Below are 17256 nucleotides of genomic sequence, written 5' to 3'. Positions count from 1 at the left end.
TTATTTTTGGTCTTTTAATCAAATACGGAATCTATCAACTTGAATTTCTTCAGCCAAAGTTCTACCACTATCGTGGGGTTGCTTATTATCTGGGATTTTTGTTTTTGATGATGACTCATATACCACTACAACGTCGACATATTCATCAGTTTGCCCAATTGTTAATGCGTAACTATAAACAAAATGTTCTTCTTGATTTTTATTACTAAAATCATAATCAAATACTTCTACAACGTCATTAAATGTTTTATCAGCAATATATAATGAACCATCTCTTCTTTGTTTTTTTGGAGTTGAAAAAATAAAATAGTCTTTCTCTTTTAAATTAAAATATCCTATACCAGAAAAAACGTTTCCGTGATTGTTCTTTTTTGTATTACTATTTTTAGCAAATTGATTCTTCTTTTGGTTCTTCTCTCTATCATTTTCATCTGGGTTTATTCAAGTGTTGCCGCCATCTGTACTTATCGAAATTAAATGATTACCACCTTTTGTGTTTCTTCTAAGTCAATAAATAGTCCCATCATTTGCTTCAATCATAGATGATTCTGTTAGATTTCCGGGGTTTTTTGGAGCATCATATCATACATTTCATTTTCTTCCAAAATCATCGCTATAAATATAATATGATGTTGTACCATAATATCCATATACAGGAACAATTATTCTTCCATTTAATTTAGAATCTTTTTGATGTTTTAATTGAATTGGGTTTCCTACTGCTGTTCCAATAAATTTCGAGTCCTTATATAATTTAGAAAATGAATCATCATAAATCCAGTTTAAACCTGTTCAAGTTTGCCCATCATCATAACTTTCAATAGATACTATATAATCATTAACTCCAATTAAATATTTTGAATTTTCGCCATTATCTAAAACACTATAATTAGACTTTTTAGACTCTAATAATTGCGGTTTTATTAATTCGGATTTAGATTGAATATTATTATAAACAATACCGGTTATTGTATTAGTCTCAGTATGATAGTTTAAATCAACATAATCATTAGTTGGAGCTAGATCAGATGAAGTAACATTATTAAAGTTTTTGCCATTTTTAAGAGTTACGCGTCTATATCAATTTTGAGTTCCTACAACTCTTTCTAATAGTGAATTGCCCTCCAATTTGCTATTGTTTCTTGTTCACAATTTAAGATAATTTTTATTGTCAATTGTAACTCACGGATTCCCTGGTTTTAGATTATTAATTCCAAATTTAGCCGGAAATAAATCTACTAAGAATAATAACTTTGTTTTTTTGGTATTAGTACTTGTATCAAGATATTCAATTTCCTGCATTACTCCGTCAATTACAAGACCTTGATTATTTAAGCTAGGTATTTGTACTTTTAATATTTCTTTTGGTTTAGTTCATGTTCTACCATTATCATATGAAAATTTAATAGCTTGTGTTATGTTTTGGCCTGAATCTTTTAGGTTATCATAACGTTTATCAGCATTAGCAATCAACGTTCCGTTTTTAAGTTTAATTATTCCAGGAATACGATAAGTATTAGCTCCGTCTTCATTATGTCCAAATAATGTTTCACTTGATAAACGTTTTATATCAAATTTGTTATTTTGAATTGCTTTTCCTAGTTTGTTAGCACTTATAAATGGATCTTTTGTAATAGTGAATTGAATGCTTTTATCCTTATTACTTAATAAAATAGCTTCAGGATCATTTGTTTGATTTTGTTGCTGGGTAGTTTTGCTATTTAAGATGAAATAATATACATCTTTTTCAAGAAATTTTTTATCTTCGCTATTTGATAATTTAATAACTAATTCTTTGTCAGCTAAATTAATTTTATTTGATTCAAGTACGCTTTTATAGTTTTTATTTACTAAATCTAATAATAAATCAATAATTTTTTCTTTTTGTTCAGGTAAATAATTTTCTTTAAGTACCTCGTTTAATAATTTTTGTGTTGGAATATTAAGATTATTTTCAATTGCTAGATTCATTAAAACATAATTGTTATCATATAATTTTACTGAAGACTTAGATTGATTAAAAATTAATGACTTAGTGTTAAACATAATATCTTTGTGTGATGAATCACTAATCTTTTTTTGTTCTAATATTTTAATTGATCTAAATGTATAAATCGTATCCTTAGGTAACTTATCTAAACCAAAAACTATAGTTTTATCTTTTGGATTAAAAATACCTGGATCACTATAAAAGATCTCATTTTTTGAATTTATAAGTTCAATTCTAACTTCTAATAAATTTTTAGGATCATATTCATAATTCTTATAGCTCGCTACAAATTGATGTTTTTTACCGTTTTCAATTGAAATTAGTCTTGGTGTTTCGATTATTATATTATATTTACTATATTAGCCTTATTATTTTGAATAAAAGCTGCACGAGTAGAAAAAACTGAAATAATAACTAGTGCTGAAGCACTAAATAATAATAGTGAACTAACTATAATTTTCTTCGAGTGTTTATGTTGAAGTTTAGTATTTATTTTTTCCCTTATATTAACTAATTGCGCTTTAGTTTTGCTATCATTAAATTTATTATGTATTTTTTTTATACTAGCACTAATGTTCTGATGAGCTTTTTTAGAGCTAACAGAAATTTTACTTAACAAAACCTTAATTTTTGTCTCAAGAACTTTACAAATTTGTTTAATTTTAATATAAAATTTTACACTAATTTGTTTAATAAAATTTAATATATTACTCATAATTAAATTATATTTTATTTTTTAAAATATTTCTCTAAAAATTGTCTATAGTAGAAAATATTTTATATACCCTTCAATACTAAAATAAAGTTATAAATAAAAATTAAATTTACATTTCAAAATTAAACATCATTTTTTATAACATAATAATAGTTTTATTATTAAATTTCCTCACACTAAATAAACAAAAATTGATATTAATTCTAAAAACAAATATCTCTAAAATAATAAATCTAATATAAAAAGACCAATATATAATTGAAATTAATCTAAAAGTAACTAAAACCACTTTCATATAGTAATTTTAGTTACTTTTGTCGTTAAAATAAACCTGAAACTATAATAAATGCACCAAAAATATCAACACTTTTAATGTTGATATTTTTACAAAAGATAAGTATTTATTTTTGATCTTTAAGTCAAATACGGAATCTATCAACTTGAATTTCATCAGCTTGTGGTCTATGCTTTTCTCATTCAGATAAACCCTTACCATGAGAATCGCCGTGAACCCTAGTCTTTTCCGATGCTTCGTATATTGATAAAATGTCAACATAATCTTTTTCTTCATCAATTGTTAATGCATAACTATAAACAAAATGTTCATTTTTGTTGCCTTGATTCAGCATAAAGTCATAATCAAATAATTCTGTAGCATCATTAAAAGTACTATCAGTAATAAATAATGAACCATTTCGTCTTATATTGTCTTTTGCAATAGAAAATATAAAATAATCTTTTCCTTTTAAGTTAAAGTATCCAATACCGGAAAAAACATTACCATCAAAGTTTTTATTCCCAATATTTAAATCTTTACCATTAGAACCAGTATCACCATTTGGATTTATTCATGTTTTACCACCATCAACACTTTTAGTAATTCAATGTTTAGCAGTAGCAGCACCAAATCCGCGATCATTTCTAAGAAGTCAATAAATACTTCCGTCTTTTGCTTCAATCATAGATGATTCTGTTAAATTTCTAGGGAAACTAACATCTTGTCTTTTTCAAGAATTACCATAATCATCACTATATAAGTAATAAGCAGGTAATCCGCCGCCTCCTATTTGATACATTGGAAGCAAGATTCTTCCATTTAATTTAGGATCTTTTTGATGTTTTAATTGAATTGGGTTTCCGACTGCAGTTCCACTGAATTTAGCATTTTTAGATGACTCATAAACATCTTCATCAATTCATCTTAGGTTTTTTCAAGTTTTTCCATTGTCATAGCTTTCAATAGATACAACATGATTATTAAAAGCTCGTTGTTTTTCGCCCTTTTTATTTACATACTCATCGCTAGATAAAACATATTTTGATTTATTATTATTTGCAAAATCTAAAACACTATATTCTGTTTTCTTGCTTTGAAGAACTTCGGGATTATTTAATTCGGATTCAGATTCAATATTTTTATAAACAATACCTGTTATTGCACTAGTTTCAGTATGATAATTTAAATCAACATAATCAGAAGTCAAGGTAAAATCAGATGAAGTGGCATTTTTAATATCTTTTCCATCTTTAAGTATTACCCTTCTAAATCAGTTTTGAGTTCCTGGAACTCTTTCTAAAAATGAAATTTCATCATCAAATTTATCATTGCTTTTTAATCTTGTATACAATCTAAGATAATTTTTTCCATTAATTTTTGTTCAAATTGTTCCATTATGTAGGTGAGGTAATCCTGTTTTATCAGGGAAAATATCGACAAAAAATAATAATTTTGTTCCTTTTTTATTTGAAACATTTTCGAAATATTCTACTTCTATCATAGTTCCATCGATCGTTAAACCTTGATTTTTTAAACTAGGAATTTGTACTTTTAATATTTCTCTTGGATTAGTTCATGTTCTACCATTATCATATGAAAATTTAATAGCTTGTGTTATATTATTGAAATAATCACGAAAATTCTGATACCTTTTATCAGCATTTGCGATCAATGTTCCGTTTTTAAGTTTAATTATTCCAGGAATACGATAAGTATTAGCTCCGTCTTCTTTATGTCCAAATAATGTTTCACTTGATAAACGTTTTATATCAAATTTGTTATTTTGAATTGCTTTTCCTAGTTTGTTAGCACTTATAAATGGATCTTTTGTAATAGTGAATTGAATGCTTTTATCCTTATTGCTCAATAAAATAGCTTCAGGATCATTTGTTTGATTTTGTTGTTGAATGGTTTTATTATTTAAAATAAAGTAATAGATATCACTTTCATAAAAATCTTGGTGTTCTTTCTTATCTGATAGTTTAATAACTAATTCTTTATCACCTAAATTAATATCATTTGATTCAAGTACACTTTTGTAGTTTTTATTTACTAAATCTAGTAATTGCTCAATAATTTTTTCTTTTTGTTCAGGTAAATAGTTTTCTTTAATAACCTTTTTTAATAATGCATATGTTGGTATTTTAAAAATATTTTCGATTGATAAATTCATTAAGACATAATTTTTTTCATAAAGACTTGCAAATGATTTAGAAAAATCAAGAGTAAATATAGGGCCTAAAATAATATTATTAGTTAATGAAGAATCAGCGATATCTTTTCGCGCTTCTAAGTTTTTAATTAACCTAAGTGTATAATTTGAATTTGTAAACAATTTGTCTAATTTAAGCTTAGGTAAATTATCTAACTTAAATATTATTGTTTTCGTTTTAGGATCAATTATACCTATTTCACTATAAAATACTTCATTATTTGAATCAATAATTTCAACTTTAATTTTTGGTAAATTTTTAATATCATATTCATAATTTTTATATGAAGACACAAATTCATATTTTGCACCATCTTCAATCGAAATTAGTTTTGGAGTTTCAATTGAAATATTGCTTTTTTGTTCCTTAGAACTAATATCGTTACTATTTTGAAGTAGTATTGAACGAGTGGTGAAAACTGAAATAATAACTAACGCTGAAGCACTAATTAATAATAATGAAGTCACCAAAATCTTTTTAGTATGTTTAGCTTGCGTTTTAGCGACTATTTTATCTTTTAAAATAACAAATTGCGCCTTTGTTTTACTATTATTTAATTTACTATGCAAGCTTTTTGTATTAATAATAATACTTTGATATGTTCATTTGAAACCTGCAGAAATCTTACTACATAATATTTTTATTTTTGTATTCAAGTTTTGAAATACTTTTTTAATATTAATATAAATTTTTACGCTTGCTTGTTTAATAAAATTCAATATATTATTCATACAGAAATTATATGTTATTTCCTATGATATATTTCTCTAAGAGATTTCTGTGATAGTTTATTATTTTAAACTTTTAGCACTACAATATAGTCGCAAATAATTTACCAATGCTTTTTTTTTTTTTTTTTTTCAAAAAACTAGCATCTGAAAAACAATTAAATTTACAATTTTAGATGATTTTTAAATAATAATTTTTTATAAAATAAAAGAAAAAAATATTTAGTTAATACTAAATATTTTTTAAATAAATTACAATTTAAGATAAACATTCGCTGGGGTTCCGACTTCATTTATTCCTTTATCTGTAAATTCTGAAAGTATATATTCATTAATTTCCTTATTATTTAAGTATCGTTCAATTATATCAAATTCATCTTTTTCTTTAATTGAAGTATTATGAAATTTTTTATTGGGATTAATAGCTAATGGTACAAAATATAGAAAATATGGATCAATATTTATTTTCCCATTAATTAAAGATAATTTAATAAGCAACTTTCCATATGTTATATAAATTGTTTTCTGATTTGTAATTCTTGATTTAAAAACCCTTGAAACACCACTAATAGTTTTAAATGGTAAAACTCTATCTGGAAACTTTATATGTGCATGAGGAATTTGATTTTCATTTTTGATTGTAATAATTCCTAAACTATGTTTATATAAAGGATTGTACTTAATTTTATCTGTTTCTTCATACAAAAACCATTTATTTTTTAAATTTTGTTCAATTGTAAAAGAATCTACATTAGATATTAAAAACATTCAATTTTTATTAATAACTTTTGAGATTTTATCATAATAATCATTAGATTGCGTATTAATCGCTTTATAATCATTGATAAATTGTTCTTTTGTGTAAGACGGATCATTAATTGTTGCATTAACATCATTTAAACCAAACGTCTTAATTACTTTTGTAACATTAATATTTTTATTTAAATTCTTATCTGTAAATTCTTTAGTATTTGTAGAACATGAAACAACTATTGGGCTTGCGCTTGCAACCATAAGCATTGATAATAATATTTTTTTCATACTAATCCTTAACATTTATAAGTGTATATCTTAACTCAATTTTTCCATAATAATCACTAAAAATTGCTTTTTTACCTGCTGTTGCTTTTTTATATGTTTCATCTTCTCATTCGCTAATGATTTCAACATATTTCTTTAGATCAAACTCTGACAATTTGTCTTTGCTAGCAATTAATTTTGGATATGAATAAACCCAACTATGAAGTCTTGGAGGGTTAATTTTTGACAATTCATTATTTATAATTTTATCGTCGCTTTTTGTTTCGATTCCATTTATATCAAAATGAAATATTCTGCCATCCTTTGTTAAAAGAAATATTCTATTTTCATAAATATATTTTGAATCAGAATCATCAGCTTTTTTATAATCATATTTTTGTATTACATAATCAATTATCTCATTACTTTCTGGATTATAAAAATTATTATAAACTTTTTTATTAACTTCAACTTGATCAACATAATCATTTCTTTCATTTAGATCAGTTGTTACATTAGGGAATTGAATAAAAATAAATTTATCTAAGTTATATAAGAAAAATAATCAATTTTTATTATATAAATCATCTAAAAATCTTGAGCCAATACTAGTAACTATATTAGTTCTTTTGTTTTCTCTTTTTCCTTCGCCTTTATCAAAGGTAGCATCAATATTATTTGCATATCTAACTCATGTTTTTAGTTCTTTTAAATAATCACTACTAATTTCTTTTTGTGATTGGATATATTTATTTTTTTTATCTTCTGAATCAAAAGATGCTTTTAAAATAGCTTGAATATATGGCCTAGATAAAAATAAATCTCATTTTTCATCATTTTGAATTTTTTCATTTGAAACAATACTTTTTAAATATTGAGTTTTATCATAATTTGTGTTTGCCTTTTTAATCGGAGCACAAGATGAAGCAATTACAATACTTGAAATAATTCCTAAAGTTAACATTTTTTGAAATATTTTTTTCATTTTTATCCTTCTATCATTTTTTCTTTAACTGTCGGAAAAACAAATGATGGTGAACCATATTTTTGATTTTTTACCATCTCAGTTTCAAAATCAATTCTCCCATTATCATAGCCATGAATAAATAGTTGATGAATAACTTCTGAAACTAAACCAAGCGATATTGTAATGGCAACAGAATCATTAAAATATCAATTAATCGGCCTTAATATAACCTTTGGTTCATTGTTCTCAGATCTTAAATTATCTACTATAATCCTAAACACTAAACGATCTTTTTTAACATAATAAACAGTTGCATCACCTAATTCTTTTGCTTCAATACCTTCTCTAATTTCATCAAGATATGAATCAAAAAAACTAAACTTTTTATGACCTCCTTTTGCAGTTTTTAGATCAATTATTTTTTTATATTCATCTGAAGTTTTATACCCTTTTGATAAATCAGTATAAATATATTCAACAAAATTAAATTCAAATTTATCAAGATTAGTTAAGAAAAAATATCAATTATTACTAAAAAATTCACTTTGTTTTAAGGCAAATTCTTTTTTGCTAGATGACTTTGAAAAATCTTTTGTTAATTCAAAATACTCTTTAAGTATTTTATCCTTATTATCTATTTGTTGTTTTTTATATTCTACAATTTTAGTTTGATCACTTTTAAACGCATCATTTAATAAGCGATCTAATATTTCATTAGTGTTTCTTAAATTATTAGTATCTAAAACTGTGGAAACTTCATCATATTTTGAGATTAAACGATTTAATTCATTTTGTTTGGAATAATCTGCACATGAAAAAGTTAGAACAGGAATAAAACTAAACAAACCAATAAATCATCTATATTTCTTTTTCATCAATGTATCCTCATGTATATCTTTTAATACTGTTATCTTTTAGTTTTTCATTAATTTTGGATATCGCATAATAAAATGAATTTATATAACTATTTTCATTATAAACATTCAATAATGCTACATCATTAAATCGAGTTTCAAAATTACTTTTAACTTTTTCAAATCTATTTTCAGAATCTTGAAGCTCTTCGGTTAATTCTTCAAGTGTTACTTCTGGAAAATCATCAGTATTTTCTTCATCTTCTTTTTCATCATCAGCTTCATCATCTGAATCATTAATATCTTTTTTATTTTGATCTGGCTTATTTAAATTATTTTGCATTTCTTGAGTTTTTTTTGATTGTTCATCTTTAAGTTTATTAATTTGTTCATTTAATTCTGAGACTTCTTGATCGTGTATTTTCTTTTGATATTCTAATGTTAAATTTAAAAAATATTCTCTACCATTTGATATTTCATCGCTAAGAATTTTGTATATATTTTCAATCTTATCAATTGGCTTTTCAATATCAAAAATATCACCAGTTAATAAAATTTTAGTATCATTAGAGTTTTGCTGATATAAAAAGACAGGAATTAAAGCGATATTGTGCACATCATTTTCAAGTTTAAAAAATACTAATCTTAAATTTTGATATTTATCGCTTTTTATTCTCCTAATTGGGTATTCTTGACTAAAATCAACAATATTATAATTAGCGAATTTTTTAATAAGTTTTTTAGCCTTAATTAATTGGTTGAATGTATTTTGATCTTTTAGATTATCTTTGTTATTTGTATCTTTAAAATCCTTAAAATCAGATCTTCAATTATTAAATATATAAGTGAAACTTTTGTAATTATTTAAATATCAAAATCAGTTATTATTTAAGATCTCTTGTATTATACGTGTAGATCTAATCGATTGTCTTTGAGTGAACTCTGTTGCTATATCAACAACCTTAGGGATATACAATGGAGCAAATGTTAATGAAATATTAACTTCACTATATATTTTATTATCTGGGTTTAATTGCTTTAAGTAAAAATCATTCGCAACATTTGGAGCATTTTTAAAAAAGTATTTTTCAGAAAATTCTTTTAAGGAGGTGTTTATTTCTTTATCCTTAACTATTAATTTTTTATATGGATTTTCAGATTTTAATGAATTATTATTACAAGCAGCAGTGATGAAACAACTAGAAAATAAACTAATAAATAGAGTTCTCTTTAATCACTTTTTCATAAAATAATTCTTCAAGGTTTTTAACTTTTGAACCAGAATAAACAATTCTTCCTTTATGAATTAAAGTTAAAGTATCTACATATTTATCAATTTCACTTAAAATATGAGAACTAATAAAAATTGTTTTTCCTTGTTCATGTAATTTTTTTAATAAAGTAAAAAGTTGATATCTTCCAGTTGGATCTAAATTAGCTGCAGGTTCATCTAAAATAATAACTTCAGGATCTATCAATAATGCTTGTATTAATAATATTTTTTTCTTTTGACCTGATGAAAAGTTGTATGGCTTCTTATGTTTTAATTCCAAAATTCCAAATTCATTTAAAAGCTCATCAATTTTTTGAATTACTTTATTTTTTTCTTGTCCTGTTAACAAACCTAAATACTTTAAATATTCATATACAGTTATTTCTTTTGGAAAAATTGCATTTTCAGGTATATAACCTAATTTTTGTCTACTTTTTGCGTCTTTAATATTTATTCCATTAATTAACACTTCACCTTCATAATTTAAATATGAGCCAGTAATGGTTTTAATTGTTGTAGTTTTACCAGCACCATTTTCACCAATAAACGCAAAGAATGAACCTCTTGGAACATTAAAATTTAATTTAAAAATACCTGTATTTTTATTATTTTTATAAATCTTAGTAAGATTTTTTATTTCTATAATATTTTCATTCATTATCTATAATCCTTTTTAATATAAAATCTATTATTTAATAAAACAAATGTTATTCCTAACACTATTCATATAATAAAATAATAATTCTTATTAACAGTAGTATTTTTATTTCTTGAGACTTGATAAACTTCTTCAAGTGGTTGGAATAAATAATTATTTGATGGTTGAAGATTATATCTAATAATAACTCTACGTTCTTTGTTATTGTTTGATTTAGTATCATTTACAGTTTGAATTTCTTGTTTTGGTGTGTATGAAGCATAACCGCCGATATTATATTGAAATCCATCAATTTTAACAGAATAACTATGTGGATCTTCATTTTCAGTTGCTAAATTATATAAAAGGGCATCTACTATATATGAATCATTAAATGTGAAATATAAATAATAAATAAAAGCTGTGGCTAAATATATTTTTTTCTCTGTTAAGGTTTTAATCTTTTTGTTATTTAATGAACTGCTATTTAGTACAATAGAACTAATATCATTAATTTTTAACAATTCATAATTATTGTCATTCAATAATTCTTCAATATTTCGTAAAATTTTATCTAATATATCTTCTTTATTTTCTTTATTAACCTCATTGTTCAATGTTTTTAATAAATCATTTGCAAATAATTTAGCATAATAATTAAAAACTTCATTTTCTAACAATTCTTTAATATAAACTCATTTTAATTGACCAACCAAATTGTCTGAAGCAGAATAAACAAATTTATCTTCTGGAAATGTTACTTTAAATGATTCAGCATTATCTCTTGCATAAACAATATCAGTATTAACCAAATTATCAATGTGACTATATGATTTTAAAGCTCCAGGTACTAAAAATACTTTTTTATTACTTCTAGAATCAATAATATCAACTCCGTTTTGATCCTTAATAACATTACCATTTGCGTCTTTTTTCTTCATAGCAATATCAGTTATTGAGTATTTTTTTAAAATAACATCATTATTTAAATCATAATTGTATGTAAATGTATCCTTATTGTTGTAATATAAATAATCTTTTAAATTATTAATTGTATTATTCCCAAAAATTTCAGAAATATTTTTATTTTCAACGTTAAAATAATCAACAATTTGATAAGGTAATGATAAATATGAATAAATTTGTCAATCATAAGCAGAATTTTTAGAATACTCGAAAGCTTTTTTTAGATACTCAATTTGGTCTTTACGATATCCAGTTTTATTATATCCATTTGGAATAATGTATAAACTATCTACATTATTATTTAAATAAAACTTTTCCAAATTAGGAACATTGCCTGAAGTATGATTATTATATTTAGCATTTAAATAATATGCAATATTATTACTTGCTGAAGTACTTTTTGATGAAATAATAGTTCCAGCAATAACTAATGGACTAAATATTACTAATGGAGCAGTTATCGCAAGTTTAGCATTCATTTTATATGCAATTAATGAGCTAACACTTCCGAATAATATGTATACAATTGTAAAAACAGGAATTGAAACAAAACTAATAAACACTACATCTGAATTACTTATTCCTGATAAAATAATCACATTGCATAAAAACATAATAATACTTCAGTAAAATCCTAATAAAAAATTTGTAAAAGTTTTCCCTCATATTACTTTATTTCTTGAAATTGGTTTTGACAAAGTCAATAATTCGATACCTTCCTCTTCCAAATCTTTATATATATTTATCGACTTAATAGAAGCAAATAAAACAGTTAATAATGATTCAATAAAAACAACAATATAATAAATTAATGGAACAAGTTTAGAATCTAATTCAATAGAATTTATAACAATTGTTAAAATTATTGAAATGGTCAACCATAATAATGGAATAATTATGGTATTTTTTTTCTTTAAAATTAGTTTATGTATAAATGAAACATAACTAAAAAATACTTTCATCATCTCTCCTTTCGCTATATTACTGTTTAGTGATATAGTCAATTATATAGTAATTCCAGAATTTAAATATTATTTTTAAAATTTTTTTAATGCTTTAAATATATTGCTGAATGTAAAAAATATTTTTATTAATAATATTTTTCATTTAAAATGCATATTTAATAAAATTAAAAAAATAGTATAATACAATATATTTAAAATAATGTTCAAATAATTAGGGGGTTTTATATGATTAAAAAAAGAAAAAAAGCATTAATCTTTGGAATTTTATGCGTCTCAGCTATTAGCCTTTTAAGTACGGCGTGTAATACTAAACAATCTCAAGATACTAACATTAGACCTAATGCTAATAATCTAAAAACTGAAAAAACCGCATTAAAAGCATTGCTTGAAGGAATTACCAATCAAAATACAAGAGATTCATTATCCGATGAAATTGATAAAGCAAATACAAAAGAAATGATTGAAAATATTAAAAGCAAAATTCAATCAATAATCATAAAAAACAAACAGGATTTATTTGAACTCGAAAAAAAATATTTAATAGCAAAAGTTAAATCTAGCGAAATTCCTGATACAAGTAAAAATGAACTAATATCTTTAATTCAAGCTGCTACTGAAAATAATCTTAAAAAACTCGAAAATCAAATCAATGACAAAATAAAGTTATTAAATTTTAAAAAAGATGCAATTAAAAATATTGATAAAATCAAGGGTTCAAGTCAATATAATCATTATCTAAAAGAAATTCAAAAATCTGATATTGGCATTGAAGAATTTTCAAATATCATAAGTCAAGCTAATATAATATTTGAAAATTTTAAATCTGATACTAATAAAATCATTAATGAATTAGATAATACTCATCAAAATAAAAATGAACTAATTAATCAATTAAGTAATGCTCGAAACATCGATGAACTAGAATTTATAAAACAAAAAGCTAAGTTATATAAAAAATTAACATTATTAAACAATGCGAAAGTTAAAAATGAGCTAAAAGAACAATTAGACAAAGTTTTATATAAAAATACTGAATATCAAATTCTTTTAAATAAAATATCACAAAAGATTGATGAAAACATTATTTTTCAAAATTTACCACCAAAACAAAATTTACCTGAATATCAAAAAATTGATGATGCTACAGAACTATTAGCCGAAGTCAATAAACAAGAATCGAACATAAATACAGCATTTATAGCATCAGAAAATAAACCTGAATTAGTTGCAGAACGCTACAATTTAGCAAAAGCATATAAAGAATTATTACTTTATAAGTCTAGACAACAAGACTACGGAAATAATATAGATGAATTAAATGCGGCTTTAAAATCATTTCTTATTAAGCTTAATGAACTTAATAATAAAACTAACGATATTCTACTTCATCAAAATCTTGAAGCTATTAAAACAAATATTAATACTACAACAAGTCAGTTAAACACATCATCTGCAAAACATAGTTTGGGTTTTGATTTAATTTTTGACAAAACCAATCAAAAATATTATGCTCCTAATGATATAGTGACTAAAACACCTTATTACCAAAAACAATTATCAGACTTTAAAAATTATCTTAAAACCGCAAATAATGGGTCAGGAGTGGATTTAACCAATAATCGCCTAGATTATCAATTTCTAAATCACCTAAAAGAAGTTGGCATTTATGGTGAATATGGTGATAATGATGAGCAAAAATGACGCTACTTTTTTAATGGTTATAAAAAAGAATTTATGATGAAAGCACTATTTTTGGAATCGTTTGAAAGTATTCCATCAGGTTCAATTGAAATAAGTCTTAATGATCAAGTAGCTAATAAAATTAAAGGGATCATTAAACAAAATCCATTTGGATATTTACCTTCAAATTTAAGTCAATTCTTTTATTATATTGATCTTAAAACAATTAAACAAATGATAGATTTTAATGATGATATTAATTCAATTAAAACAAAGTATGATGATCAAAAAGGAGAATTAAGTATTTTATTCAAAACAAATTCAGGCTCTTTTAAACATTTAAATCTCAATACTTCAAATTCATTATTAAAAAAGAATTCTGACTTTTTTCAATACATCTATGATCGAAGTTTTTCATTACAGCATAGCGGAATTCGAACAATAAGACCGGACTTTGGTGCACCTCCTTTTCAAAGTTCAACAAAAGTTTCTGGAACTGCGTGAATTATAGATAGAATTAAAAGTCCACTAAAAAATAAATCAAATAAAGAAGAATATGAATTTTTAGTTGCTACTAATGCTCATGTTGCTTCATTAAATCATATTTTTGATCGTAGCCTAGTTTATAATGATATTCTAGGTAAAAAAGATATTCAAAATTGAGTAGGCGAAATAAATCAGAATTTTAATTTTAATAAACATAATTATGAATCTAATTCAAATGACCAAACAATTAATAACTATGAAAATTATCTTAAAAAACCACTTGATAATCACCTTGGCACAACTACAAAAGATCAATATCTTGATTGAATTTACTATACACCAAGATTTAAATCAACTGGACTAAGAGCAAATAGAAATGTAACAAACTTTTTTGATGAAGTAACAGATACAACAAATAGATTAGGAACAATTAATAATAGCGGTGCAGATTTTGCTATATTAAAATTAAGGTTTACAAAGGAAAATATTAGAGATATTTTTCCTACCTTATACGATGTTTTAGATACCCCAGCTGAAAAAGATTGATACATTGGTTTAGGCAATGAAACTACTAAAACAAAATCTCATGAAAGTCCAATTCAAACGCACTTTGTGCTTGGTTTTCCTGACATCAATGGTTTAATTAAATTAAATGGTGCTCGCTCGCAAGGCGGTTATATTGAAAGTACAAATCGTGTTATTGATAATGATAAAAATGGTAAAAATAATTTCAATAGTCTTTGAGTGAGATATAATGAAGCAGAAAATAAAGATTGAAATAAATTAAATAATAAATGAATGGATTATACTGAACCATTTAAGCGAAAATCTGAACATGGAATGGCCAAAAATATTCTTCAGCAATTATCTACACTTTATCTTAATAACGAAAATAATGAATCATTAAATAGTGGCTCAAGTGGTTCTATGGTAATTGATTCTAGATTTAACTTAGTTGGAATTAACTTTGCTCACGTAGTTGAAAGTGATGATCCACAAAATAAAGGAAATCAAATAGTCCTTTTTAAAGGCGAAGGCCAATATGACAAAAATGAATTTTCTGGTGATATAAAAAGTGATTTTATCGATAAGCTACATAAAGATAATCTTAAAACCATTAAGCTAAATCCTTAAAAAACAAATTATTAAAAAAACGGAGTAATTCCGTTTTTTTAATTAATTTAATCTATTCATCATCTTCTCATTCAAATTCAAATCCATAAATTTCAACAGTATCTCCGCGTTTAATTTCATATTTAATCAAAGCATCTCAAACACCAATTTTCTTTAAAATATTATTAAAACGTAAAAGATTATCATAAGTATTTATTGGAATTTTATAATATAATTCTTCGACTTTCTTACCTGAAACAACAAAATGACCATGGTATGGTCTTTCAATCACATAATCTGGTTCAAACTCAATTGTTTTTACTTCATCTTCTTGGTTTTCTAATATTTCATATTGATTTTTTTCAATTAAATTTCATAATTTTGCCTTTACTAAATCAAGATTCTTATGAAATATTGCTGAAATTTCAATTAATTCAACATTTGGATATTTTGCTTTAAACTTTTTAATATTTTCAGGAAAAACATCCATATCAGATTTATTAGCAATTACTAATTGAGTTTTTTGTTCAAGCTTTAAATTATAATTTTTTAGTTCATTATTAATGATTTCAAAATCCTCAATTGGGTCTTTATCTTCAGAACCAAAATCTATAATATGGGCAATTATTTTACAACGCTCAATGTGTTTTAGAAATTGAATTCCAAGTCCCTTACCAAGAGAAGCACCTTTAATTAGACCTGGTAAATCTGCAACAGTAAATGAATGATCATGAAACTGAACCATTCCCAATTGTGGTACTAGGGTAGTGAATTCATATTCCGCTACTTTTGCCTGGGCATTAGAGATTGCATTTAAAAATGTTGATTTACCCGCAGAAGGTTTACCAACTACACCAACATCAGAAAGGATTTTTAAAACAATTTTTGCTTCAAATTTTTCACCAGGCATTCCATTTTCTGCAATTCTAGGTGCAGTATTTTTAGCAGTCTTAAACTTATTATTACCTCTTCCACCTTTGCCACCACTTGCAATTAAATAAGGAACATTTGATTCAACAACATCAGCAACAAGTTTCTTACCATTATAGACCATTGTGCCGAGCGGGACCTTAATATAAGTATTTTTCGCATTTGCTCCATATAAATTTTTAGGTCCGCCATTGACACCATCTTCAGCAATAATATGTTTATTTTTATAAAAACTTAATAAGGTATTTTTTCCTAAATCACCAACAAAGTAAATGTGACCACCACGACCACCATCACCGCCATCTGGGCCACCTTTATCAACATGCGCTTCACGTCTAAATGATATCATTCCATTTCCGCCTTTACCAGCTTGAACAGAAATTGTTATTTCATCAATAAATCTTGCCATTTATGCTCCTTTTTATAAATATAATATTATCAC

The 17256-nt window shown here is 24.5% G+C and carries 11 protein-coding genes; 1 reads left to right on the top strand and 10 read right to left on the bottom strand.

What is annotated here, in order from left to right; translation table 4 throughout:
• The 9 genes from EXC48_RS02240 to EXC48_RS02200 form a co-directional block, all read right to left on the bottom strand.
• Positions 1-2046, bottom strand: a complete 2046-nt coding sequence (locus EXC48_RS02240; RefSeq protein ID WP_129720606.1) for an exo-alpha-sialidase — start codon at positions 2044-2046, stop codon at positions 1-3.
• 284 nt (positions 2047-2330) lie between these two features.
• Positions 2331-2705 (bottom strand): hypothetical protein, encoded by a 375-nt coding sequence (locus EXC48_RS02235; RefSeq protein WP_129720605.1) that lies wholly within the window; start codon positions 2703-2705, stop codon positions 2331-2333.
• Between the two features lie 401 nt (positions 2706-3106).
• Positions 3107-5926, bottom strand: a complete 2820-nt coding sequence (locus EXC48_RS02230) for an exo-alpha-sialidase (RefSeq protein WP_129720604.1) — start codon at positions 5924-5926, stop codon at positions 3107-3109.
• Positions 5927-6175: 249 nt separating this feature from the next.
• The gene (locus EXC48_RS02225; RefSeq protein ID WP_129720603.1) at positions 6176-6964 is read right to left on the bottom strand and encodes a hypothetical protein; all 789 of its coding nucleotides are present in this window, start codon (positions 6962-6964) and stop codon (positions 6176-6178) included.
• Between the two features lies 1 nt (position 6965).
• The gene (locus EXC48_RS02220; protein ID WP_129720602.1) at positions 6966-7928 is read right to left on the bottom strand and encodes an aromatic motif membrane protein; all 963 of its coding nucleotides are present in this window, start codon (positions 7926-7928) and stop codon (positions 6966-6968) included.
• Positions 7929-7930: 2 nt separating this feature from the next.
• Entirely contained in the window at positions 7931-8785 is an 855-nt protein-coding gene (locus tag EXC48_RS02215) for an aromatic motif membrane protein (RefSeq protein ID WP_129720601.1), read from the bottom strand.
• Positions 8769-10010 (bottom strand): hypothetical protein, encoded by a 1242-nt coding sequence (locus EXC48_RS02210; RefSeq protein ID WP_129720600.1) that lies wholly within the window; start codon positions 10008-10010, stop codon positions 8769-8771. Before EXC48_RS02210 ends, EXC48_RS02215 begins: the two co-directional genes overlap by 17 nt.
• Positions 9976-10695, bottom strand: coding sequence for an ABC transporter ATP-binding protein (locus EXC48_RS02205; RefSeq protein WP_129720599.1), 720 nt, complete (start codon positions 10693-10695; stop codon positions 9976-9978). The genes EXC48_RS02210 and EXC48_RS02205 overlap by 35 nt, the downstream gene beginning before the upstream one ends.
• The gene (locus tag EXC48_RS02200; protein ID WP_223216306.1) at positions 10695-12605 is read right to left on the bottom strand and encodes an ABC transporter permease; all 1911 of its coding nucleotides are present in this window, start codon (positions 12603-12605) and stop codon (positions 10695-10697) included. The genes EXC48_RS02205 and EXC48_RS02200 overlap by 1 nt, the downstream gene beginning before the upstream one ends.
• A gap of 225 nt (positions 12606-12830) precedes the next feature.
• On the opposite strand from EXC48_RS02200, the gene EXC48_RS02195 reads away from it, so the two are divergent.
• The gene (locus tag EXC48_RS02195) at positions 12831-15905 is read left to right on the top strand and encodes an MAG2960 family serine endopeptidase lipoprotein (RefSeq protein ID WP_129720598.1); all 3075 of its coding nucleotides are present in this window, start codon (positions 12831-12833) and stop codon (positions 15903-15905) included.
• A gap of 52 nt (positions 15906-15957) precedes the next feature.
• Here the strand turns inward: EXC48_RS02195 and obgE are convergent, their stop codons facing one another.
• On the bottom strand, positions 15958-17223 hold the full coding sequence (gene obgE, locus EXC48_RS02190) for a GTPase ObgE (protein ID WP_129720597.1): 1266 nt from the start codon (positions 17221-17223) through the stop codon (positions 15958-15960).
• Between the last annotated feature and the right edge of the window lie 33 nt (positions 17224-17256).

The organism is Mycoplasmopsis cynos (assembly GCF_900660545.1).
GTDB lineage: Bacteria > Bacillota_I > Bacilli_A > Mycoplasmatales > Metamycoplasmataceae > Mycoplasmopsis > Mycoplasmopsis cynos.
This window is presented reverse-complemented; position numbering and strand designations above follow the sequence as displayed.